This window comes from Streptomyces sp. NPDC050564, from assembly GCF_044457265.1.
Lineage (GTDB): Bacteria > Actinomycetota > Actinomycetes > Streptomycetales > Streptomycetaceae > Streptomyces.
On record NZ_JBITGS010000058.1, the window covers coordinates 1 to 21,566 of the forward strand.

Annotated in this window: 19 protein-coding genes and 5 pseudogenes; 11 read left to right on the forward strand and 13 right to left on the reverse strand. The window is 67.8% G+C overall.

Features of this window, described 5'->3' with window-relative positions:
- Positions 1-210 precede the first annotated feature (210 nt).
- Together ACIBK0_RS47185 and ACIBK0_RS47190 are read right to left on the reverse strand one after the other, a co-directional pair.
- Positions 211-510: pseudogene (locus ACIBK0_RS47185) on the reverse strand (Ppx/GppA family phosphatase); the annotation flags it as partial.
- Between the two features lie 279 nt (positions 511-789).
- Positions 790-1,793 (reverse strand): annotated as a pseudogene (locus ACIBK0_RS47190) (IS5 family transposase).
- Positions 1,794-2,143: 350 nt separating this feature from the next.
- On the opposite strand from ACIBK0_RS47190, the gene ACIBK0_RS47195 reads away from it, so the two are divergent.
- On the forward strand, positions 2,144-2,629 hold the full coding sequence (locus ACIBK0_RS47195) for a DUF3761 domain-containing protein (protein ID WP_399095212.1): 486 nt from the start codon (positions 2,144-2,146) through the stop codon (positions 2,627-2,629).
- A 579-nt stretch (positions 2,630-3,208) separates the two neighbouring features.
- Here the strand turns inward: ACIBK0_RS47195 and ACIBK0_RS47200 are convergent.
- Positions 3,209-3,496: a hypothetical protein gene (locus ACIBK0_RS47200; protein ID WP_399095215.1), complete on the reverse strand. Its 288-nt coding sequence runs from the start codon at positions 3,494-3,496 to the stop codon at positions 3,209-3,211.
- A gap of 121 nt (positions 3,497-3,617) precedes the next feature.
- Between ACIBK0_RS47200 and ACIBK0_RS47205 the strand changes: the two genes are divergently transcribed.
- The gene (locus ACIBK0_RS47205) at positions 3,618-4,121 is read left to right on the forward strand and encodes a hypothetical protein (protein ID WP_399095218.1); all 504 of its coding nucleotides are present in this window, start codon (positions 3,618-3,620) and stop codon (positions 4,119-4,121) included.
- A gap of 811 nt (positions 4,122-4,932) precedes the next feature.
- On the opposite strand, the gene ACIBK0_RS47210 is transcribed toward ACIBK0_RS47205, so the two are convergent.
- The 3 genes from ACIBK0_RS47210 to ACIBK0_RS47220 are packed head-to-tail and all read right to left on the reverse strand — an operon-like array spanning position 4,933 to position 7,283.
- Positions 4,933-5,505 (reverse strand): hypothetical protein, encoded by a 573-nt coding sequence (locus ACIBK0_RS47210; RefSeq protein WP_399095221.1) that lies wholly within the window; start codon positions 5,503-5,505, stop codon positions 4,933-4,935.
- Positions 5,505-6,329, reverse strand: a complete 825-nt coding sequence (locus tag ACIBK0_RS47215; protein WP_399095223.1) for a hypothetical protein — start codon at positions 6,327-6,329, stop codon at positions 5,505-5,507. Before ACIBK0_RS47215 ends, ACIBK0_RS47210 begins: the two co-directional genes overlap by 1 nt.
- A 27-nt stretch (positions 6,330-6,356) precedes the next feature.
- Entirely contained in the window at positions 6,357-7,283 is a 927-nt protein-coding gene (locus tag ACIBK0_RS47220) for a recombinase family protein (RefSeq protein WP_399095226.1), read from the reverse strand.
- A gap of 282 nt (positions 7,284-7,565) precedes the next feature.
- Between ACIBK0_RS47220 and ACIBK0_RS47225 the strand changes: the two genes are divergently transcribed.
- The 3 genes from ACIBK0_RS47225 to ACIBK0_RS47235 all read left to right on the forward strand — a co-directional run bounded on the left by ACIBK0_RS47225 (position 7,566) and on the right by ACIBK0_RS47235 (position 10,318).
- Complete coding sequence (locus tag ACIBK0_RS47225) at positions 7,566-8,480, forward strand: NADP-dependent oxidoreductase (RefSeq protein WP_356011282.1); 915 nt, start codon at positions 7,566-7,568, stop codon at positions 8,478-8,480.
- Positions 8,481-8,516: 36 nt separating this feature from the next.
- Complete coding sequence (locus tag ACIBK0_RS47230; protein WP_399095229.1) at positions 8,517-8,996, forward strand: MarR family winged helix-turn-helix transcriptional regulator; 480 nt, start codon at positions 8,517-8,519, stop codon at positions 8,994-8,996.
- A gap of 248 nt (positions 8,997-9,244) precedes the next feature.
- Positions 9,245-10,318 carry an alkene reductase gene (locus ACIBK0_RS47235; RefSeq protein ID WP_399095232.1) on the forward strand — a complete coding sequence of 358 codons (1,074 nt, stop codon included), beginning with the start codon at positions 9,245-9,247 and terminating at the stop codon, positions 10,316-10,318.
- A gap of 58 nt (positions 10,319-10,376) precedes the next feature.
- Here ACIBK0_RS47235 and ACIBK0_RS47240 read toward each other — a convergent pair whose 3' ends face one another.
- Positions 10,377-13,502 carry a Tn3 family transposase gene (locus tag ACIBK0_RS47240; protein WP_399095235.1) on the reverse strand — a complete coding sequence of 1,042 codons (3,126 nt, stop codon included), beginning with the start codon at positions 13,500-13,502 and terminating at the stop codon, positions 10,377-10,379.
- A gap of 267 nt (positions 13,503-13,769) precedes the next feature.
- Between ACIBK0_RS47240 and ACIBK0_RS47245 the strand changes: the two genes are divergently transcribed.
- A complete protein-coding gene (locus ACIBK0_RS47245) occupies positions 13,770-14,525 on the forward strand; it encodes a class I SAM-dependent methyltransferase (RefSeq protein ID WP_399095298.1) in 756 nt (251 codons plus the stop codon).
- A gap of 74 nt (positions 14,526-14,599) precedes the next feature.
- Here the strand turns inward: ACIBK0_RS47245 and ACIBK0_RS47250 are convergent, their stop codons facing one another.
- On the reverse strand, positions 14,600-14,899 hold the full coding sequence (locus ACIBK0_RS47250; RefSeq protein ID WP_399095238.1) for a hypothetical protein: 300 nt from the start codon (positions 14,897-14,899) through the stop codon (positions 14,600-14,602).
- A gap of 501 nt (positions 14,900-15,400) precedes the next feature.
- Here ACIBK0_RS47250 and ACIBK0_RS47255 point away from each other — a divergent pair.
- Positions 15,401-15,625, forward strand: a pseudogene (locus tag ACIBK0_RS47255) (DDE-type integrase/transposase/recombinase); the annotation flags it as partial.
- A 56-nt stretch (positions 15,626-15,681) separates the two neighbouring features.
- Entirely contained in the window at positions 15,682-15,903 is a 222-nt protein-coding gene (locus ACIBK0_RS47260) for an IS3 family transposase (protein WP_399095241.1), read from the forward strand.
- 262 nt (positions 15,904-16,165) lie between these two features.
- Here ACIBK0_RS47260 and ACIBK0_RS47265 read toward each other — a convergent pair whose 3' ends face one another.
- Entirely contained in the window at positions 16,166-16,663 is a 498-nt protein-coding gene (locus ACIBK0_RS47265; protein ID WP_399095244.1) for a MarR family winged helix-turn-helix transcriptional regulator, read from the reverse strand.
- Positions 16,664-16,784: 121 nt separating this feature from the next.
- Between ACIBK0_RS47265 and ACIBK0_RS47270 the strand changes: the two genes are divergently transcribed.
- Complete coding sequence (locus ACIBK0_RS47270; protein WP_399095247.1) at positions 16,785-17,345, forward strand: NADPH-dependent FMN reductase; 561 nt, start codon at positions 16,785-16,787, stop codon at positions 17,343-17,345.
- A 311-nt stretch (positions 17,346-17,656) separates the two neighbouring features.
- Here ACIBK0_RS47270 and ACIBK0_RS47275 read toward each other — a convergent pair.
- A pseudogene (locus ACIBK0_RS47275) lies at positions 17,657-17,923 on the reverse strand (hypothetical protein); the annotation flags it as partial.
- Between the two features lie 214 nt (positions 17,924-18,137).
- On the opposite strand from ACIBK0_RS47275, the gene ACIBK0_RS47280 reads away from it, so the two are divergent.
- A complete protein-coding gene (locus ACIBK0_RS47280) occupies positions 18,138-19,325 on the forward strand; it encodes a CE1758 family FMN-dependent luciferase-like monooxygenase (RefSeq protein ID WP_399095250.1) in 1,188 nt (395 codons plus the stop codon).
- A 3-nt stretch (positions 19,326-19,328) separates the two neighbouring features.
- On the forward strand, positions 19,329-20,042 hold the full coding sequence (locus tag ACIBK0_RS47285) for a CE1759 family FMN reductase (RefSeq protein WP_399095253.1): 714 nt from the start codon (positions 19,329-19,331) through the stop codon (positions 20,040-20,042).
- Positions 20,043-20,239: 197 nt separating this feature from the next.
- Here the strand turns inward: ACIBK0_RS47285 and ACIBK0_RS47290 are convergent.
- From ACIBK0_RS47290 to ACIBK0_RS47300, 3 genes and pseudogenes are all read right to left on the reverse strand, one after another.
- Positions 20,240-20,299, reverse strand: a pseudogene (locus ACIBK0_RS47290) (hypothetical protein); the annotation flags it as partial.
- Between the two features lie 291 nt (positions 20,300-20,590).
- Positions 20,591-20,887 (reverse strand): hypothetical protein, encoded by a 297-nt coding sequence (locus ACIBK0_RS47295; RefSeq protein WP_399095256.1) that lies wholly within the window; start codon positions 20,885-20,887, stop codon positions 20,591-20,593.
- A 193-nt stretch (positions 20,888-21,080) separates the two neighbouring features.
- Positions 21,081-21,527 (reverse strand): winged helix-turn-helix transcriptional regulator, encoded by a 447-nt coding sequence (locus ACIBK0_RS47300; RefSeq protein WP_399095259.1) that lies wholly within the window; start codon positions 21,525-21,527, stop codon positions 21,081-21,083.
- Positions 21,528-21,566 lie beyond the last annotated feature (39 nt).

Consider the following 21,566-nt stretch of genomic DNA (forward strand, 5'->3'; position numbering starts at 1 on the left):
CGCGGGATGCGTCTTGGCGGGTGTGGCGGCGGGCGGGCGGGCGGGGGCGCCGCGGCCCCGCAATAAGCGCGGGGCCCCCCCCCCCGCCCCCCCCCCCCCCCGGCCCTGGCCGCCCGAGGCCACGCCACTCACATTCCCCTGGCCACTGGGCCACGAGCCGGGTTCCCGGCCGTCACGTGCTCAAACGGGCTTGCGGATCCTTCATCAACTTCACGCCGAGGTCGGGGGCGGTGTCACGATCTGCAGTCGTCCCGTCGTAACGGGCTCACCGCCGCGTTCCGCGATGGCCGTCCACCGGGCGGGTCCGTTCTCGATGTAGCGCAGGAGGACTCCCTCACGCACGGCCCAGGGACAGATCGTGACCGTCTTGATCCCGGTGAGTTTCATGGCCGTATGGCCCACCACTGCGCCGGCCAGACTCTGCTCGACCCGTGGCGCCGTGATCCCCGAAAGCTGAGCGCGTCCGGCTACGGTCAAAGCGCCGTCTTCGTCCCCGCCAACGGCGCCACCCGTGAGTCACGACCGTCTGGAGAACGGCTTCCTCGCCGCGGGCCGACATAACTCGCCCAGCTCTGGCCAGCACCCCCCGAAAGGCCGTTTCGGAGCTGGCGACGGCGCGCCGGGCACGGCCCGCCAGACCATCCCGGCCAGCGCTCGATGGAGAACCAGCGGATCTTGCGCGCGCCTTGGCAGCAGCGGGCCGTCGAGCTCGGCCTGGTCGACGTCCGTGTTCCAGTCGGCCCAGGCGTCGATGTCCGTGACCCGCCTAGGGCGCGTATTGAGTCGTGATCATTGGGTGGTCCGGGTGAGGTCTTTGATCCAGATCATCGAGGCACGTAAGTGGAGTCCGGCGAGGTAGCTGTCCGGGGTCTTGTCGTATCGGGTGGCGATGCCTCGCCAGGCCTTGAGCTTGTTGATCAAGCGCTCAACGGTGTTCCTCTCCTTGTAGAGGTCTGCGTCGTGGCTGACGGGCCGGCCGCCCCTGGAGCCCTTCTTCTTCCGGTTGGCGGCCTGGTCTCTCTTCTCCGGGATGACCGCCTTGATGTGGCGTTTCCGCAGGTGGGCCCGGTTCCCGCGGGACGAATACGCCTTGTCCCCGGCGACCGCATCCGGTCGGGTGCGGGGGCGGCCGACGGGCCCGGGGACCCGTACTTTCTTGAGCACGGGGATGAACTGCGGGCTGTCCGCAGCCTGTCCCGCGGTCAGGATGATCGCCAGCGGGCGGCACTTCCGGTCGGCAGCAAGGTGGACCTTGCTGGTCTGCCCGCCTCTGGAGCGTCCGAGGAGGGCGGCCTTCAGCCGGAGTTTGCGTCGGCGCCGGATACGTCGTCACTCTTCCCGCGCGGGATCCGCTTCGGCATCCTGCCCGTTTTGTTCTTCTAGGCTGCCCCCTTCGACCCGGTCTTCTCCTCCTCGCTGGCAGCCCTCTCCAGCGCGGTGATGACGTCCTCGCCCAGGTGCATCCCGGCAGCGTCGTGGTGAGCGCGCGCGGTGGTGGAGTCGATGCTGACCAGAGACATGTCTATCTCACCCCGCTTCGCGGCCTCCCCGATCAGCCCCTCCAGCAGGGCCTCGAAGACCCCAGCGTCACGCCACTGCCGGAAGCGGTTGTGGATGGTCGGCCAGGCACCGAACTCCTGCGGCATCTCCCGCCACTGCCCGTCGGTCTTGAACCGCCAGATCACGCCCTCGAACTGCTGCCGTAGCCGCTCGGGGTACGGGCCGTACCTGCCGATCGGCAGGTACGGCCCGATGAACTCCCACTCCGCGTCTGTCAGTTGCACTCGCGTCACAGAAGAAGATCTACCGCTCCAGGTCTCGCCACGAGGGAGAAATCGACAGATTGATCACGACTCAATACGCGCCCTAGTGATCATTAGCGGATATGTCACTTGCCCCCAGCCCTGGGGCTGTCGTATCCCAAGCCCTGGAATGGAAGCCGAGCGCGGCGCGGCGGGCGCAGGTGATCGGGCACCTCGGCTTCGATCCGTTCGACGAGCTGCGGTCGGCACCGGGCCGGGGCCCCATGGCCGGTCCGACTCCTCTCGGAAGACGTCACGAATGGGTGCCTGCTGCACGAAGTCTGCACACGAGATGCACAACTGGCGCTACGGTCTCCCTCCAACGCTCCCTGGGGGGACACATGACTAACCAGTACACGATGCCGCCGCAGCCGCCCGTCAGATCGGCCCCGAGGTGGGCGCGGAAGCGGTACGTGCTGCCGACGATCGGTCTCGCCTTCTTCCTCGGCATCGGCGCCGGCGCGAGCGGACAGAACAATGGGACCGATGCGAAGCCGACGGCCGACAAGGTGCGGCCGACGGCCACGGTCACCGCGACGGCCACGGCTACGGAGACCGCCAAACCTGAGCCTGGGCCGACCGTCACCGCGACGAAGACGGTCGATGTGAAGGTGACCGTCACCGCGAAAGCCGCCGCCGCAGGTTCGGGGAGCAGCGGCGGTTCGTCGAGCGGGTCGTCAGGGGGCGGCGACTCAAGCTCGTCGGGTGGTTCCAGCAGTGCCGGGAACGGTGCTACCGCTCTTTGCAATGACGGCAGCTACTCGTACGCCGCCCACCACCAGGGCGCCTGCTCGCATCACGGAGGCGTGGCCGTCTTCTACAAGTAGGCCCGGCGGTCTGCGGGCAACGAACGGCCCGGCCAGCGCGTTGACTGGCCGGGCTGTTTGGGCGAGGTCACCGTCCTCCCCGTGGTCGGCGAGTCCCTTGCGGGCGTGGTGCTGGAAGTTGGTCCAGTCGCAGGTGCCGCGGGGGCCGAGGCGGTATCGGTTGCTAGGACCTGTCCGGCCGATCACGTAACGTCCCTGCGGGATCTGCCTTGAGCCTAGTGCGTCATGATCTTGGTGTGACAGATGATTCCGTCTCGGTGACTTTCAGCTCGTTGTGGCATTTGAAGGCCCTGCATCGCATGGTGATGAACCGGAAGTTCGACGGTCCCAAACGACGTCTTCTTCGGCAGCCCTCATCTCGAGGCCGCGCAGCACGCGATCCTTGAAGCGTTGATGCGGGCTGAACCCCAGCAGGCCGCGAGATGGGAGTCTTGGCGGGACGCGCGAGGGCACGAGGATGTCCTGGACAGGGTCCGACGGCACCTGCGGGACCACGCTGAAGCCGTCACAGCCATGGAACCGGCGACTCGCCGTAGCTATGTGGAGAGTCTGCTTGCGCCGTTGGTGGGCGACCCCGCCCTACTGGCGGAGTTGATGGGGTGAGTGGGTCTTCTTGGGCCAGCGGGTGCGTAGCCAGATGACGATGGCGGCGACTGTGACGCTGCCGAGGAAGACGTAACCGCGCTTGCCCGTGAACTCGCCGCGGCCGGGTACTTCGCCCCTGCCATCGCGAAGATCCTGAACGCCGAGGGTTTCCGCCCGCCCAAACGCCGCGACCACTTCGGCACCCAGGCAGTGCGCGACGTGCTGCAGGAACTGGGCTGCGTCAGCCGACAGGAACAGGCCCTGCGCCGCAATGCGACACAACTCGGGTGAGGCCGTCGCGACGGCCCCAGCCGGGGCTTCACCATGTCGCCGGGACCCGCGTCTTCACGAGGTCCACACATGCCGCATGATGTCCCTCCAGCACAACATCCCAGGGGGGACAATGCGTAGACAGCTCACCGCTGAGCAGGAACAGCGCCGCCGCAGCCGCAACAAGAAGATCTTCGGCGTGCTCTGCCTGATGACCGTCGTCGGCGGCATCGTCGATGCGCTGGACGGCAGCGACTCCAGCGACGACAAGCCCAAGGCTGCCACCAGCGCCAAACCCAAGGCCGCGGCGAGCAGCAAACAGCACACCGACAAGAGCGCCAAGCCCAGCGCCGACTGGAGCGCCGCCGAGAAGGCGGCCGGCATCCCGCCCAAGCCGACGGGCGCCAAGCGCGCCCAACTGCTCCGAGCGCTGGCCGCGGCCAACCCGGGCATCGTCAAGTACGAGGACAAGGCGATCGACGCCTCCCGCAACCAGTGCAGCGCCATCAACGGCGGCGGCGGGAAACTCGACTGGGCCGCCGCGCAGCGCTTCACCTACAAGGACGTCACGACCACTGAAGCCCAAGGCAAACAGATCAACGAGGCTCTCAAGGGCCTCGGCTTCTGCAAGGTCTGACCGTCGCAATGGAGCCGGGCCGGGAGAGGTGAGCGTACGGTCGGCACAGGCGCACTGCGGTGCGTCCGTCCTCACGGCTGGTCGGCAGCCGGGCGCCGACGGCGCCTTCCTGGCCGAGCCGCTTGATCTTGTCGTACTTGCTCCCCCCATCGCCGCCTGCTGTCAGGTGAGTGGCGGCGGCCGCGTAGCAGTCGGTGGCCTTCCGCTCAGCGGGAGGGAGAGGTCTTGGGGAGTCGCGGTCCACTTCCTCGTCGAAAATTGGCGCCCTGAGTGCTGAAGGGAATGACGTGAGGACTCGACGGCGGGGAGACGAATGGGTGTGCGACAGGTTGATGGTCCTGTTCGCGAACCGGGCCTGCTGTCCGCTCCGCGCACCCGCGGAGTGGTCCCGACCGCGGGCGCAAGGAGCCCGTCGCCATGGGCTGCTCCCCGTCTCGGCGGGGATGGCCCCCGTCCGACGCGGACGTCGGGGCCGGTACAACACTCCTTGCCCTTGCGGGTTAGTGCCGGAAGCGCCAGAAAACAAGCATCCGGTCACAGCCCCTGAAGCAACTGCAACATGTCGTCCCGGAGTCCTGGAGCAGCCGCGATCGTGGCCGTTGACCGCAGGCTGTGCTTCGACATGGGCGCCTTCCACGGCCCCGGCCTCGATCACCGCGATGAGGCGCAGTGCCTCCGCCGGGCTTACGCCTGCGGCTTCAAGGAGATCGGCCCCACGAAGCCGGGCGCTCGCGGCTGCCTCTTTGTGCACGATGATCAGCGGTAACGCGGGCCGTTCCGGCTGTTCATACGCGGGTTCCCTACTGGTGTGTTACCTGAGTTCGACGGAGTATGAGCCTCCGTCGAACGTCCATCCGTCGGTGCCTTCGCCGATGTCCTCGACGATGACGTCGTCGATGAAGTGGTCCTCGAACGCGTCGTCGGTGAGTTCGCCGGCCAACCAGAGTTCCTCGATCTCGTTCCAGTCGCCACTTCGACCGTCGATCCGCAGGGGCGCGGCATAGCGTGTTCCGCGCTGGCGCCGGTCGCTGCCGGTGGTGACCCAGCCGCTGATCTCGAAATCGCCGTTCTTGACGTGGTCGGGGATCGGGTCGGCGGGGACGATGGCGACGTTCTCGTAGGCGGTGTGGATGAGGTCGCGGTAGCTGCGGCGGACGTGGTACTCGGGGTCGGACAGCCAGTTGAGAAGGGTTTTGACGGTCACGTCCAGGCCGGCTTCTTCCAGGGCCTGGTGGCCGCGGTGGGTTCCGGTGAGCTGGCTGAGCTGGGCGTGCCAGTGCTTGGCGTTGTACGAGGACAGCCGGTGGCGGGGTGTGACCTGGGAGCGCAGGAGGTCGTTGAGGGCGGCGCCCAGGGATCCTCCGTGGCCGGTGGGGCCGGCCATCAGTCGTCACCCTCGGGGATGATCTGGCCAGGCTGGATGAACTTGGCCTTGACTTCGCCGAACCCGGTCCCGATCCGGTACGTGGCGGGCGGTGTGTTGGCGGGTGTCCAGAAGACGGCCGCGTCGACGTTGCGCAGGGCGATGAGCTTGTGGCCTTCCTGGACTGCTTTGAAGGCGACGGTCCAGTGGCGGACGGACGCCTCGGCGACCATGCTCATGCGCCAGTCCGGCCGCCAGAAGGGGGATTTCTGTTCCTTGCGCTTGGGCCACAGCAGGCGCAGGGCGATGGACAGCCGGGTTTTGTACGCCTTGTAGGGGGCGCCGCCGGCCTGGACGAGCTCGGTACGTGCTTGCCGGGCGGCGGTGTAGAAGGGCTTGAAGAGGGACTCGTTGGCCTTTCCGGTCCAGGAGTCGTGGATGGCCGGCATCGCGGTGAGGTGGCCTTCGCGGACGAGTTTCTCGAGCTGCTTGATGTGCGGGGTGGTGACCCACACGTGGCCCTGCTCGCCGGGCCGCTCGATGATCCGTCCCAGCGGGTGCGGCATGTCCGTGCGGTTCCACTTGGGGATGTCGATGAGGTAGATACCGGCGCCGGCCTTGTCGAACGACTGAAGGGGCCCGGTGTGCAGCAGCTTGTTCGGGGCCAGGGGAACGGCCGAACACGCGGACGGGTAGCTGCCGTTGCGGTCGATCAGGCACAGCATCCCCTCGCCGAAGGCGGCGGGCACGTCGAGCTGATCTCGCCGGACACGCTTCCCGTTCTCCCGGATGTGGGGCACGCGGGTGCTGGTGACGTCGGGGTGGACCCCGACCTCGGGGAACATCGGTACAGCCGTTGGCGCTGAGAACGATCATGGCCCGGCCGGTGTGAGCGCGCTGACGCGGTTCTCGTACTCGCGGCGGGCCTTGCGCTGCGCTGGGACCGCGGGGACTCCGCGGCCGCCGTCGAGGGGCTGGCAGTGGGCGAGGAGTCCGAGGTGCACGGCGGGGACGGTGGTGACGCGCAGGGTATAGCCCTGGCCACGTCGTACGGTCACGCCCTGGTCGAGCGCGGCCCGCTCGACGTCGTCCAGCTCGGCGGCGCGGAGGAAGTCGGCGACCTTGCCCGGCATGTCGAGGGTGATCGGCAGCTCCGGCGCCGGGACGTCCTCCTCGATGGCGGCGTGGTCGGGCATGAGGTCGGCGACGGCCGTACGGATCGCGCCGCGGCTGACGCCGTGGTCGCGGGCGAGAGCGGCGATGGAGCGGCCTTCCAGGTACGCGGCGCGCACGTCGGCGGTCTTCGCGGCCGTCACGGCGGGGCGGCGCCCGCCCTTGCTCCCCTTGGCTTCGGCGGCGCGCAGTCCGTCGTAGGTCAGCTCGCGCTGGAGGTCGCGCTGAAGTTCGCCAGCGGCGGCGAGGGTCTGCACCATGAACTTCACGGTGGACAGCAGCTCGCCGGTGCGCGGGTGGCGGGCGGTGAGGTCCATCGCGGAGAACGCGCCGTCGTGGATGCGCAGCGCCACCTGGTAGCGGTGCAGGACGTCGAGCACGTCGAGGATGTGTCCGGTGCCGCGTACGAGGCGGAACATCTCGGAGATGTGCACGGTGTCGCCCGGCCGCGCGTAGGTGAGCAGCTCGCGGAACTTCGGCCGCTGGAGCGGGTGGAGGCGGCTGGATGTGCCCGGGTCCTCCTCGAAGGCGACCGGGTCCTCGATCCCGGCCTCGTCCAGGACGAGGTTCTGCCGGGCGGTGGACTGCTGGTCGGTCGAGACCCGCTTGTAGACCAGGTTCGCCACTGGGGGCCCCTTCCGTACGGAGGAGCGGACCCTATCTGTCGTCAAACCCTGTCAGCAATCACCATCGGATCTGATTGGATTCGCGCCGCCCCGAACCCCCGGATTGCACGGGTTCATTGGACGCCTCGGGCGCCCGTCGGCAAACGATCGTTTGACGACAGGCAGGCTCGCCTCTGGGAGTTCCTCAAACGATTACTTGGCCAGCCACATAATCGGTGCTACATTTATGTGGCTGGCCACGGAAGTTGGTCGGTGCGGCATCCCACTTCAAGGAGAGCAGTCATGAAGGCCATCGTTTTTGACACGTTCGGCGGCACCGAGGTGCTGCACGAGGCGAAGATCGACACTCCCCAGCCCGGCCCCGGCCAGGTCCGTGTGCGCGTCCTGGCTGTCGGCGTCAACCCGGTGGACGGCAAGATCCGCTCCGGCGGTATGGAGGCCATCTTCCCCACCACCCTCCCCGCCGTGCCCGGCGGCGAGATCGCCGGAGTGGTCGACGCCGTCGGCGAGGGCGTCGATCACCTCAAGGCCGGGGACGAAGTCCTCGGCTGGTCCGACACCGGCTCCTACGCCCAGTACGCCCTGGCTTCCGCGGCCGTCCTCGCGCCCAAGCCCGCCGGTCTGGACTGGACGCACGCCGCCGCCCTGCCCGTGGCGAGTGACGGCGCCGAGCGCGTCCTGGACCTGCTCGGTGTCACCTCCGGTGAGACGCTGCTGATCCACGGCGCGTCCGGGGCGCTGGGCACCATCGCCGTCCAACTGGCCGTCGCACGCGGCGCCCGCGTTATCGGCACCGCGGGCCCGGTCAACCAGGAGTACGTCACCTCCCTCGGCGCCACCGCACTGGTCTACGGCGACAACCTGGTCGAGCGTGTCCGTGCGCTTGCCCCCGAAGGGGTGGACGCTGTCTTCGACGCCGCCGGCAAGGGTGCGCTGGAGGACTCCATCACTCTGCGCGGCGGCACGGACCGGATCGTCACCACCGCCGACTTCCGCGCCGCTGAGCTCGGCGTCGTCTTCGCCGAGGGGCCCCAGCGCCGTTCCGCCGCTCGCCTCGCCGAGCTGGCCCAGCAGGCCGCCGACGGCACCCTGGTCACCACGATCAGCGCCGCCTACCCCCTCGCCGAAGCGGCCAAGGCCCAGCAGGCCAGCGACGCCGGCCACAACCGCGGCAAGATCGTCCTCACCGTCAACTAGTCCGCCAGCCCACGTGCTGTGTGATGAGGGAGAACCATGTCAGACCCCACCTCATCGGAGCTTCCGAACACGGCGGGAGCGGGGCCGTTGAGCTACGCCATCTTCCAGCTCGCCCGCACCCACCGCGCCCAGGCCGCCGGCATGCTGCGCGCCATGAACCTGCACCCGGGGCAGGAGCTGCTGCTGATGCAGCTCTTCGACCACGATGGCCGGACCCAGGCGGAACTGCTGGAGCGGGCCGGTCTTGACCACTCCACCGTTTCCAAGTCCCTGCGCCGTATGCAGGAGGCCGGGCTGCTCACCCGGGAGCCCGCCTCCCACGACCGGCGGGTCATGGTGGTCCACCTCACCGACGCCGGGCGTGCTCTCCAAGAGCCCATCGCCGACATGTGGCGGACTCTGGAACAGGTTTCCGTGCGCGACCTGACCCCCGACCAGATCCAGGCGTTCACCACATGCGCGCGCATCATCGAGGAGTCGGTCAGGGACCACAGCCGACAGCCACCTTGCGAGTAAGCGGGCACGGAGAGCCGGCTGACTTGCCGGCACCATCCGTGTCCTGAGGACATGCTTCAACTCCGCCCGTGATCGGCGTATCAGCGCGGCGGGAACGCACGAACACGCACGTGGGGCCTCTGCGGTCCCGTCGGCGCTACGCGGGCGCAGCCCCGTGCCCGGACCCGCGCGCAGTGATGCCTCGCAGGTCGGCGACGCAGCAGATGCCCCCGTTCTCTTCCATTTTTTGTGACAGCAGGGAGATTCTCATGACGAACGTATTCGCCCCGGTGGATGTGGCCGGCCGGTCGCTGGCCAACCGCATCGTGATGGCGCCGATGACCCGCAGCCGGGCCAACGGGCCGGGCGCCACCGCGACCGACCTGATGGCGACCTATTACAGCCAGCGAGCGAGCGCCGGCCTCATCGTCACCGAAGGCATACAGCCCTCTCCGGTCGGCCAGGGTTACCCCGACACACCGGGCCTGCACTCGCTGGAGCAGGTCAGTGCCTGGCGCAAGGTCACCGACGCCGTCCACGCCAAGGGTGGGGTGATCTTCGCGCAGCTGATGCACACCGGCCGCATCGGCCATCCCAGTCTCCTCCCCGCCGGTCTGCACCCCGTCGCGCCCTCACCCGTCGCCGCGAAGGGCCAGGTATTCACCCACCAGGGACCGGTGGACTTCGTCACCCCGCAGGAACTGGACGCCGACGGCATCGCCCGCACCATCGCCGACTTCGCCGACGCAGCACACAACGCGATCGCCGCGGGCTTCGACGGGGTCGAGATCCACGGCGCGAACGGCTATCTCATCCACCAGTTCCTCGCCCCCAACACTAACCAGCGCGCAGACGGCTGGGGCGGTGATGTGGCAGGCCGGATCCGCTTCGCTCTGGAGGTGACTGCAGCCGTCGCAAAGGCGATCGGCGGCCACCGCACCGGCTTCCGCATCTCGCCCTCAAACCCCTACAACGACATCGCCGAGCACGACGCGGTGGACGCGGAGAGCACCTACACCACGCTGGTCACCCGGCTCGGCGAGCTGAACCTGGCCTACCTGCACATGATCGAAGGAGCCGACCGGGAACTGACCACACGCCTGCGCAAGCTCTGGCCCTCGACGTTCATCCTCAACCCGCTCACCCACCCACAGCCCACCGGCCCGGACGCACTCACCCTCATCCATGACGGAACCGCAGACATGATCGCCTTCGGAGCACTGTTCCTCGCCAACCCCGACCTGCCCGCCCGCCTGGCCGCCCAAGGCCCCTACAACACACCGGACCCCGCCACCTTCTACGGCGGTGACCACCACGGCTACACCGACTACCCGCACCTGTAGGACACGCCCTCACCGCGGGACGGACTCTCACTCTGGTCGGCCGCTTGCATCCTCCGGTTCACGTTTCGTCGTCCTCATCCAGCTCCCGCGTGTCCGGGTCGCGCAGCGGACGCAGGGCGCCGGCGGCCGGGACGCTGGCGGTGAAGCTGTAGCGGCCGAGCAGGTTCAGGTTGCGGTGCTTGAGCGGGGAGAGCCGAGCGATGTCCTCCTCCCGGATCTCATGGCCCTCGGCCTGGAGCTGGGCGACGGCGGCGTCGATGTACTTCGTCGTCCAGAGCACGATGGCGTTGAGGACCAGGCCGAGCGCGCCGAGCTGGTCCTCCATCCCGTCCCGGTACGCCTGGTGGATGGTGCCGCGCTTGCCGTGGCACACGTCCCTCGCCAGCTTGTGACGAGACTCCTGCACGGTGAGCTGCCGGTTCATCTGACGGCGGTAGGTGTCGTCCACCGGGTCGACCACCCGCAGCAGGTGCTCGGTCTTCGCGATCCGCCCGTACTCCGCGAACGCCGTCCCCAGCGGAGTGGGGCGCCCCTCGCGCCCGAACATCCGCAGCAGGTCGTAGGCGCGGACCTGGTTGGTGACCAGGGAACCGGCGACCTTCAGCATGTCCGGCCAGTGCGTGATCACCTTGTTCAGGTTCACGCGGTTGCGGGCCAGGTCCTCCACCGCACCGTACGCGCCGGTCTCGACGCCGGGCATTGTGGCCCGCCAGAACCGCTGGTCGTCCAGGTCGCGGAACCGGGGTGAGAAGTTGTAGCCGAGGATCTTGAACAGGCCGAACACCATGTCGGAGTAGGAAGCGTTGTCGGTCGCGACCATCTCCGGCTTCACCCCGCCGTCCAGGTTCAGCAGCGCGTCCAAGATGTGCAGGGAGTCGCGCGGGGTGCCGGGGACGACCATCTGCCCGATGCCCGCGACCTGGTCGTTGACGGCGTTGAGCCAGGTGATGCCGCGCTTGAACCCGAAGTACTTCGGCGACGGCGCCGCGCTGATCGTGCGCACGGGCACGACGAACCGCAGTCCGTCCACCGAGGCGAGCAGGCCGTTGCCCCAGAACTTCACGATGGGCACGGCGGCCTGGGCCTCGATGAGCCGCGCATTCGCCGCGGCGATGGTCTCGGCGCGCAGGTAGTACTGGTCGACGTGCACGAGCCGGGCCCGCGTCAGGGCCTCGTGGCCGGGGTTCACCACCGGAGCCAGGCCGATGTTGCACGCCTCGGACACCAGCAGCGCGACCACCGAGGTGGACAGGTCCTTCATCCGGGTGGTGCCGTCCCCCAGGTGCACGAAGGCGTCCAGGAACCCGGTCCAGGCGTTCACCTCGAACAGCAGGTCCGGCAGGTCGATCTTCGGGAGCATCTTCTCGACCCGCTTGCGCAGCCAGGTCAACGACTTCGGCTCGCCGAGCGCGCCGAGCTTGTCGACGTGCAGCTTCACCCGCCCGTCGCCAGCCACCTCGACGGAGACCTTCGCCGCCGGCCCCGCCTCCTCAAGGCGCTCGGCGAGCTGCTTCCACCCGGCGTCCAGGCCCCGCACCAGCTCCGCCAGATGCTCCTCGACGGGCATGTCCAGGCTCAGGGCCGCCAGGACGTCCTCGCACACCGCCTCCCACTCGGGACCCTCCAGCAGGCGGGCCCGCGGGTTGGACCAGCGGTGCGAGGGCGAGGCAAACACGTCGCGGTTGTTCAGGCCCCGGTGCAGCTGCTCCAGCACGCACACCACGTACGCATCCCGGTCCACCGCGCCCTGCGGCAGGTCGGGGCTGGCGTACACCGCCTTGCGCCACGCCGGAGGCACCAGCTTGTCGTCCACCTCGCGCGGCAGCAGCGGCTTGACGCCCGTCTTCCGCCGCGCCAGCGCCGGCAGGCTGCGGACCCCGGCGAGGACCCGCTTGCCCGCGCTCGCCGCCTCCAGCGCCTTCGACTCGCCCAGCAGCGACAGGAACGGGCGCACCGTGGCGTACCGGGTCGCGAGCGCGGCCCGCATCGCGACCTCGGCCGAGCCCTCGTCCTCGGGCACCAGCGCGACCACCGTGGCCGCGGCGGTCATCACGGCGGCGCGCGGGGCGACTTCCTCCAGCGCCGCCCACAGCGCGGCCACGTCCACATCCGTGCCGTGCTCCTCGACCAGCTCCAGCTCCTCGAACAACACCTTCGCCGCCCGCGCGAGGGTCCGCGACGCCTTCTCCAGCTGAGGGAGCGTGGACAGGCGCTCCTTCTCCGTCTTCCGCTTCGCCGTGCTCAGCAGGCGGGTGGCCATGAGGACCTGGAACAGATCCAGCGCCTCGTCGATCGCCTTCGCCGCCAGATGCCGCATCACCGCGGTGAGCATCGCCGTACGCTTCGGCTCCGCCGCCCGCTCCAGCAACGCCGCCTTCGATCCCAGCGCGTACCGGGCCAGCGACGCCATCCGGTTCGGCGGGATCTGCGACAGCTTCAGCCGCCCGAGCTGGAAGGCGCCGATCTCGTCCACCCGCTCCAGCGCGCGGGCGAACGCCGTGCCCGTCGTCCGCGTCGGCGGCCGGCGCAGCCGCTCCAGCTCCGAGAACCGCGAGCCCTCCGGCGTCCTCAGCGTCGCCACCAGGTCCCCGGGCAACGCCGCATCCGCGCGGCGGGCGGCTCCCGCAACGGTGGCGTGCAGCCGCTGGTCCGCGACCTTGCGGACCTCCGACACCTGCCGGGCCAGCACGCTCACCCCCGGCAGCAGCACGCGGTTGCGGCGCAGCCAGCCCACCGCGTGGTCGAACAGCGCCTTCGGCCCCTCAGCGTGCGTCCACGCCCGCCCGTGCAGGAACGTACGGAACCGCCGCGACCACTCCGGGTCCTCATACTCGTGGTACTCGTAGGCGTCCCGGATCTCCCACGCGTGCTCGTACGCCGTCTTCGGCCGCTCGGTGTACCGCTTCACCACCGACGGGTCCTCGATGCCGAGCTGCGCGGCCAGGTGCTCGACCACCGGCCACGGTGCGTCGAGCGGGTCGTCCGGGAGGAACCGGCCGATGTAGCGCACCGTGCACATCTGGAGCGCGAAGCCGAGCTGGTGGTGCGTCGAGCGCCGCAGCGCGATCAGATCCCGGTCGACGTCGTCCAGGAAGAAGAACCGCTCCAGCTCAGGGCAGGTCGGCTCCTCGGCGAACTCCCCGTACGCCTCGGCCTGCTCATCAGTCAGAAATTCCACCGGCACGAAGCGGACCGTAGCCAGCCCCGGCACCCGCCCGGCGATCTTTCCGCGAACCCCAGCGGAGCCCCCAGCCCGTGTGCTAACCGACCATGATCGTTCTCGGCGCCAACGGCTGTACCGATGTTCCCCGAGGCCGGACACCGAATTCGTCATGCACTTCGACACCGAATTACTGACTGGCTTTGACCGCGAAAACCATTGGTGCGCGGCTTGCTCCGCTGATGGACTGACGTCCTACCGTGAGTCTGCCGCGTGACGGAGGTAGTGGTTGTGACAGGTTATGACGTGCTTGCCGAGGTGTACGAATGGCTCATCTCGGATGCAAAGTTGCCTCCAGCCGAGTTCGCTAAGTCGTTCGACGACGTCCTCAATCTCCTGCCGTCGAACGCTCACGTCCTCGACTGTTCGTGCGGAACCGGACAGTTGGCGGTTGGCCTCGCCGGTCGTGGCATGCAGGTTGTCGCAACTGACGCCAGCGAGGCGATGGTTCGCCGGACTGCAGAGTTGTCTGAGGAGTTCGGGGCATCCGTCCGGGCCGTACGAGCGAACTGGGAAGAGTTGCCCGACCATTTCCAGGACAACACGTTCGACATGGTGTTCTGCGTTGGCAACTCGCTTCACCATGCCGCGGGCGCGACAGGCAGGGGTGCTGCTCTGGAGTCGATGTCACGGCTTCTGCGCCCGGGAGGGCGCTTGGTGCTCACATCCCGGACTTGGGAACTCGTGAGGGCCAGAGGTTCCCGGCTGGACATCTGGGACCGACTCGTCCGCCGGAACGGTCGCGATGCCGTCGTAATTTACCGCTGGGAGATTGCGCCGCATTGGGAGGATGAGCACCATATCGAGATTGCGATCGCCCAAGTTGATGCGACTGGGCCGGTTCTTGTCCGCTCGGAACTGCTGTCCTGCTGGCCCTACCGGTACGAGGAACTCGAAGTCGAGCTGCACCGGGTCGGACTCCAGACGGAACTGAGCACGTTCGATCTTGAGGCCGAGAACTACATGGTGGTCGCGAGCAAGGTATAAACATCGGACTCTCAGTCCCTGGCCGGACCGCGCGGTTGCTCGCAGGACGCTTGCGCCCTCTCATCGGTGCGGGTTCAAGTGGTCAACGCAACGCCTCGGACGAGGAGTGCTCGTCGATCAGACGGCGGTAGATCCGGGGTGATGGTGTGGCGCTGTTTCCTGGTCGCATCCAGATCAATGAGCAGGATCTCGTCGATCAGCGGCGTGAACGGATCCAGCTTCGACGGCCGCGCCGAAGCGGTTGTCGTGCGTGGCTGCGGCCAAGCCGAGGTCAGGGCCTTGTTGACCGTGCTCCAGGTGACGCCGTACTTCGCGTGATGCCGGGCGGCGGGCACTCGCCTTCGCAGCTCAAGGCGTCGCCCCAACGACATCACGCATCAAGTCTCAGTAACCGGAACCGAGCCGTACACAGCCGAGGATCCCCGGCGGCAGAGCCAAGTTCGTGGTGCCAGCGCCTCAGAAATCGCGAACTCAGGCGCTTTAGTCGGCGACTACATCGGAGACAGCACCCGAGCGGAAATCGCCTACGCCCGGTCGCTGGGCAAGCCCGTGCGGTTCAGGCACCCCGAAGTCGACCCTGACGCCTGACCGCCCGCTGCCACCTCGACAACCAGGGCCGGCAGCCCGCCGCCTGACCGTCTCGCGGTGGCTTCGGCCGCCGCCCACCCCACACCCTCCGCAGGCATCCCTTGGAATTGATCATCTAGTTCGACCGGCAGTTGATGGCATGCTTTTGAGGATCGGGGCGTTGGCGCCCTCGGTGACGTGAGCCTGAATGGCGAACTGGTGTCGGCTCGCAGATCGACAGCCTCGTCGTTGTGGACGCGTCAGCAGGGTTCGCTGGCGCGCCCGTGGTGTTCAATTCCGGCTCGTTGATGACCTGGCGAGGCCAGCGGGGTCGATGCTCCCAGGACGACGGCCCAGACGTGCATCTGCTCGGACGGACAACGCGGAAAACGCTGGTCGCCGACGCCCTCGCGGGGGCCTGCCGGCAGCGTCGTCCCGCCCGGCCAGTGATCTTCCGCTCGGATCGCGGCTGCCAGTACACCAGCCAGCAATTCGCTTCTCTGGCAGCCGAGTTCGGCATCCGGCTGTCGGCCGGCCGGCCGGACCGGACAGTGCTGGGACTGTCAACGCCCTCGCGGAGAACCTCTGGATGCTCATCAAAACCGAGGGCCTCCGTGGCCGCACCTTCACCACGAGGGCCGAGGCGAATCTCGCGCTCTTCGAGTACATCGACGGCTTCTACAACTCCCGCCGCATCCAGGAACGGCTCGGCTTCCTCAGCCCGATCGAGTTCGAGGAGAAGTACTACGCCGAGCAGGCGACGGCCGAACCAACGAATCTGAACACCCGTCAACCCCTGCTGACCAGCTGATCAGCGGCTCCCGCATGACGGGGGAACCTCAGTGCTCGACCAGCGCAAACTGCTGGCCCACCGGATCGCCGCTTCGGCGAGCTTCGTGGTGGTACGGCGGGTGCCGGGTGACTCCGCACCCTCTTCGGCACGGCGATGCCTATCGAAAGACCGGCAGCACCCGGCACCTCCCGGCATCAGCCGGTGGCCGTTCTTGTATCGGGACACTCGCTCCGACGCCGGGGCAAACGCCCGGATCAGGTGGGAGCCCGTACACCACTTTTCAGGACGCAACCCGAGCCCCGCGGTTTGTGGACGGCTCAGACGTGGTCGCCACGTCCTGGAGTGCGGCTGTGAGGCGAGTGAGGTCCTGATCGCTGAGGTGGTCGAGGAGGTGTCGTCGAATGCTGGCCAGGTGGGCTGGCCAGGCCTGTTGCAGGCGGACCAGCCCGTTCGCGGTCAGGACGGCGTTCCAACCACGCCCGTCCTTGTCGCACTTGGCGCGAAGGACCCAACCTTGTTTCTCAAGACGGGCGACGACGCGCGTCATCCCGCTGAGCGAGAGGTTGCAGGCAGCGGCGAGTTCGTTCATCCGCATCTGTGCGCCTGGAGCCTCCGACAGGTGCATGAGGGCCGTGTACTCGGACAGAGGAAGCCCGGCATCGCGGATCATGTCGGTGTCGACTACACGCGGTAGTGCCATCATCACCCGGCCCAGCGTACGGACGAGGGCTTCCTCGTGTTCGTTCAAGGGCCGCAAAGGCCATTCAGTGGATGGCATGCCTCACACACTACCTCCTTGACAGGTCAAGGAGGTAGGCATTTACTTGCCGAGTCAATTATCTACTTGATGAGGCAAGCACATGCTCGGCAAGCTGTTCAAGAGGCACGGAGGAACATCCATGACCAAGATCGGAATCATCCTGGGAACCACCCGCCCGGGACGCAATGGAGAGGCGGTTGCGCGCTGGGTGCACGGAATTGCCGCCCAGCGCACCGACGCCGAGTTCGAACTCGTCGACCTGGCCGACTACAAGCTCCCACTGCTGGACGAGGCCTACCCCCCGTCGATGGGCCAGTACACCCAGCCGCACACCCAGGCCTGGGCCGAGAAGATCGCGTCCCTCGACGGCTTCGTGATCGTCACCCCCGAGTACAACCGCTCCGTGCCCGGCGCGCTGAAAAACGCCATCGACTTCCTCTACGCCGAGTGGAACAACAAGGCCGTGGGCTTCGTCAGCTACGGCGGCAACGGTGGCACCCGCGCGGTGGAGCACCTCCGTGGTGTCGCCGGCGAACTCCAGATGGCAGACGTGCGCTCCCAGGTAGCTCTCTCCCTGTTCACCGACTTCGAGAACTTCAGCGTTTTCAAGCCCATAGATGTACAGCGCGATGCCCTCACCACCACACTTGATCAGGTAATCACCTGGACCAACGCTCTCGCACCACTGCGCACCAACTGACCGCAGTCTCAATCGGAACCGGGGGGCCGAACTTGCGGCATCTTCTCCCAGGCCGGTGGGGACTTTCCGCGACGGCGACTGCACCGCTGCACGCAGCAACCGCAGCGCTACGTGCGGGGAGATGAACGGGAGAACGCGGTCCTGACAACCGGACGGCACGACCGGTGGGCGAGCTGTGCACGTAGGCCGTGACGGCCAGGCGTGATGACCACCCGTCGGGCGCCGGGCCGGGCCCGGGCTTCGAGGTGCACGCGGGCCGCGGGAACGCCGATCCTGCGGCGGCGTCAAGTAAATAGATCATGATTGACGAGTCAATCATTTGGTGGAGTGCAGGGAGAGCCACGGCGAGGAGATCCCGCTTTCGCCTCCGGATCTGGTGCCGGCCGCGGCGGCAGCCAGAACCCCACGGAGCCGGCTGGATTCAGCGGGAGTGCTGAGCCCCGACGGCCCGGTTCGCACTTGGTTCTCGCTCCGCACTGTGCGCAGTCCATCGTGGTGTGCGCGGGGTGCACGAGGCGGACATCCCGTGCGTGCTTGCGGCCCATCTCGATCAGGGTCGCCGCGATGGCGGCATCGGCCTCAAGACCATGCGAGAGCTGGGCACGACCCGGTTCGACCTCACGTGCGCCTCGGGCCTGATGCCGCGCTCGCTCCTCATGGAGAACATCCGGCTCTTCGGTACCGAGGTCGCCCCCGCGCACGAGAAGCGCGCGGCTTGGGATCACAGCACGTTCAGGGCGCGTCCGCGCGCTCCTGAATCACCGACCGCACCGTTCAGAAAGGCGGATCACCATGGAATTCGGGATCTTCGGAGTCGGCGACGTCACCCGCGACCCGATAACCGGCCGCACCCCCAGCGAGGGGGAGCGCATCGACTCGGTTGTGCGCACCGCCAAGCGGGCGGAGGAGGTCGGTCTGGACGTATTTGCCATCGGCGAGCATCACAACCCACCGTTCATCCCCTCCTCACCGACCATGCTGCTGGGGCACATTGCGGCCATGACCGAACGGATCACGCTCAGCACCTCGGTCACCCTCATCACCACCAACGACCCGGTGCGCCTCGCCGAGGAGTACGCGATGCTCCAGCACCTCGCCAAGGGTCGGGTCGATCTGGTGATCGGGCGCGGCAACACCGTCCCGGTCTACCCGTGGTTCGGCCAGGACATCCGCCACGGCCTGGAGCTCGCGCTGGAGAACTACAACCTGCTGCACCGGCTCTGGCGGGAGGACGTGGTCGAATGGGAGGGCAACTTCCGTTCCGCACTTCAGGGGTTCACCTCAACCCCGCGACCACTCGACGACGTCCCGCCGTTCGTATGGCACGGCTCCATCCGCACCCCCGAGATCGCTGAGCAGGCGGCCCACTACGGCAACGGCTTCTTCGCCAACAACATCCTCGCCCCATACGGGCACTTCGAGCGACTCGTCGCCTTCTACCGGCAGCGCTACGCCCACTACGGGCACGGAACCCCCGAGCAGGCCATCGTCGGGCTGGGCGGACAGGTTCACATCGCCAAGAAGTCACAGGACGCGGTCAAGGCGTTCCGCCCCTACTTCAACGGCTTTCCCATGTTCCGCGGCCACTCGCTCGAGGAATACATGAAAACCACCCCACTCTCGGTCGGCAGTCCGCAGGAGGTCATCGACAAGACCATGGGCTTCCGGAAGCGCTTCGGCGACTACCAGCGCCAACTGTGGAACGTCGACGGTATGGGCCTTCCCCTCGAAGCCGCCCTCGAGCAGATCGAGCTCCTTGGCACCGAGGTCGTGCCCGTGCTCCGCAAGGAGATGGCCGTGCTCCGCGCGCCCGGCGTCCCTGAGACCCCCACGCACGCGAGCCGCGTCAAGGCGAAGTACGGGGACACGCAGCCCCGTCAGCCGCGCCCGAACCCCAACCGAGGCGACAACGTCACCGGCACCTCGCCGTACGAGGACAGCGACCCCGCCATCGCTGCCCGCCTCCCGCTGGTCGGCTGAGCCATGGCCGACACACACAGCCCACTCTCCCTCGTGGTTGTCAGCGCGGGGATCAGCGACCCCTCGTCGACCCGGCTGCTCGCCGACCGCATCGCACAGAAGACCGTCAACTCGCTTCAGAAACAGGGCCGGACCGTCGCAACCAAAGTCATCGACCTCGGCCCGCTCGCCGTCGACATCGCGCAGGCGATCGTCTCCGGACACCCCAACGAGCGCCTTCAGCCGGAGATCAAGGAGCTCGCTGCCGCGGACGGCCTGATCGCCGCCACCCCGGTCTACACCGCCGGCGTGAGCGGCCTGTTCAAGTCGTTCTACGACATCCTCGACACCGATCTGATCGTCGCGAAACCCGCCTTGCTGTCCGGGACGGGTGGCAGCTCCCGGCACGCACTTGTCATCGAGGACCAGCTCCGTCCGACGTTCTCGTACCTGCGTGCACTCACCGTTCCCACCTCGGTCTACGCCGCGCCAGGGGACTGGAGCTCGCCGGCGCTGGGAGAGCGCATCGACCGCGCAGCAACGGAGCTCGCTGCTCTGATGACCAGCGGAGTCGGCAAGGCGATCGCCGACCGGGCCTGGGCCGGCTACCAACACCGCTTCGGCGGGAACGCGACGCGCGCCGAGCAGACCGCCGCCGACATCGACTTCGACTCACCGCTCATGAGGCTCGCCGCCGGCGGCGAACCGATCCGGAAGGACCACACCTCCGGCTCTTGAAGGCTCCCCCGTCTGAAGGACTCCGTTGGGAAATCCGTGAACCGGGTGTGGGTGGGCCTCTGTGCGGCCAGGTCAAGTCGGGCCAGATGCGAGGTCCTGGTCTGGCCGAGTGGGGTTTCGGTGAGCCAGGCGTCGACTCGGATGATGTTGATGGCGGTGGCGGCGAAGACGTGGCCGAGGTGGGTCTTGGGCAGGTCGGTGAAGCGGGTCCGGCGGATGCGAGTGCGCCGGACCGCCTGGGAGATCGTGCCCTCCACGCCAGCGCGGATGTTGTAACGCTGCTGCCACTCGTCGGTCAGCTGCTCGCGGCGCCGCGCTTCCCAGCGCCTCTTGCTGGTCCCGGGGAAGCAGGGTCAGGCTGCGGCCCCATTTGCCGTTCGCCGCCTTGCTGGTGTGTGGCCTTGGACCTGGCCACACACTCATTGAAGATCCACCATCTTCGATTCCGCAGGTCATCGGGGCTGGTGTGAGTCAGCGATCTTGTACTTGTGCTGGTCGAGGGCAGTTGCCATAGTTCAAGATCGCCTGACAGTCAGCTTCGGTGTTGGTCAGCACGAGCAGGGCCCGCAGCAGGGTGGTCGCGTAACGGGCTTCTTCGCCGCCGGCTTCTTGGTGGCCTTCTTCGTAGCCGCGTTCTTGGTGGGCGCCCTCTTCGCCGTCTTCTTGGCCGTCGTCTTCTTGGGTATCTCGTGGACGGTGGCGTCCTCGCCGCGGGAGGCCTGCGCCTTGCGCACGCACTCCTGGAGGGCGGCCATCAGGTCGACGACCCCGCCCGGGGCGGCCTGCTCCTCGGACGCCTTGGGCGGCTCCTTGTGCTCCCGCTTCGCCTCGATGAGCTTCTCCACGGCCTCCGTGTACCGGTCGGTGAACGCACGGGATGTCCGTCCGGGGCGTGCACCCGCTGCCGGCGAGTGCTTTCCGGCCAGGGGGCAGGACACCGCGCAAGTCTCCTCGGTGCCACGACAGTTCAACGGAAGGAGCGGCGGCTCTACGGTCGTCAGCACAGGAGGGCCGGCTCGGCCCTGCCCGCGGCTTCGGTCAGGTCCTGGCCACCGTGTCCGTGACGATGACCACCTCGGTGACGGGCACTTCGTGACCTTCGTCGTCGAGGAATCCCACGTGGACGGGCCGGCCGGTGGAGCGCGTGCGCCGCAGCGCAGAAGGGCCCGAGGGGCGCGGTCGATGGAGGTCGCCCCACTGCTGGAGCGCGGACAGCACCACCCGCAGGTCGCGCCCCGCCTCTGTCAGGTGATAGCTCTGCCGCGGCCTGCTGCCCGGCTCCCGATAGGTCTGCGTGCACAGCACGCCACTCTCGACAAGAAGCTTGAGCCGGGCGCTGAGCAGGTTGGTTGCAATGCCCAGGGCTGACTGGATCTCGGCGAACCTGTGTTTGCCGGCGAAGATCTCGCGGAGCACCAGAAAGGACCAGCGTTCGCCGAGAATCTGCAGACTGCGCTCGATGGAGCAGGCCGGATCATCGTGCATGGGGTCTGACCACTGTCGTTCGGTTGACACTGTCCACCT

Coding starts and splice junctions, on each gene's coding strand:
- ACIBK0_RS47225 (WP_356011282.1), top strand. CDS start 7,566: ATGAAGGCCATCGTTTTTGACACGTTCGGCGGCACCGAGGTGCTGCAC.
- ACIBK0_RS47265 (WP_399095244.1), bottom strand. CDS start 16,663: ATGCCATCCACTGAATGGCCTTTGCGGCCCTTGAACGAACACGAGGAA.
- ACIBK0_RS47285 (WP_399095253.1), top strand. CDS start 19,329: ATGGCCGACACACACAGCCCACTCTCCCTCGTGGTTGTCAGCGCGGGG.
- ACIBK0_RS47230 (WP_399095229.1), top strand. CDS start 8,517: ATGTCAGACCCCACCTCATCGGAGCTTCCGAACACGGCGGGAGCGGGG.
- ACIBK0_RS47210 (WP_399095221.1), bottom strand. CDS start 5,505: ATGGCCGGCCCCACCGGCCACGGAGGATCCCTGGGCGCCGCCCTCAAC.
- ACIBK0_RS47270 (WP_399095247.1), top strand. CDS start 16,785: ATGACCAAGATCGGAATCATCCTGGGAACCACCCGCCCGGGACGCAAT.
- ACIBK0_RS47215 (WP_399095223.1), bottom strand. CDS start 6,329: ATGTTCCCCGAGGTCGGGGTCCACCCCGACGTCACCAGCACCCGCGTG.
- ACIBK0_RS47300 (WP_399095259.1), bottom strand. CDS start 21,527: ATGCACGATGATCCGGCCTGCTCCATCGAGCGCAGTCTGCAGATTCTC.
- ACIBK0_RS47235 (WP_399095232.1), top strand. CDS start 9,245: ATGACGAACGTATTCGCCCCGGTGGATGTGGCCGGCCGGTCGCTGGCC.
- ACIBK0_RS47205 (WP_399095218.1), top strand. CDS start 3,618: ATGCGTAGACAGCTCACCGCTGAGCAGGAACAGCGCCGCCGCAGCCGC.
- ACIBK0_RS47280 (WP_399095250.1), top strand. CDS start 18,138: ATGGAATTCGGGATCTTCGGAGTCGGCGACGTCACCCGCGACCCGATA.
- ACIBK0_RS47260 (WP_399095241.1), top strand. CDS start 15,682: ATGCTCATCAAAACCGAGGGCCTCCGTGGCCGCACCTTCACCACGAGG.
- ACIBK0_RS47195 (WP_399095212.1), top strand. CDS start 2,144: ATGACTAACCAGTACACGATGCCGCCGCAGCCGCCCGTCAGATCGGCC.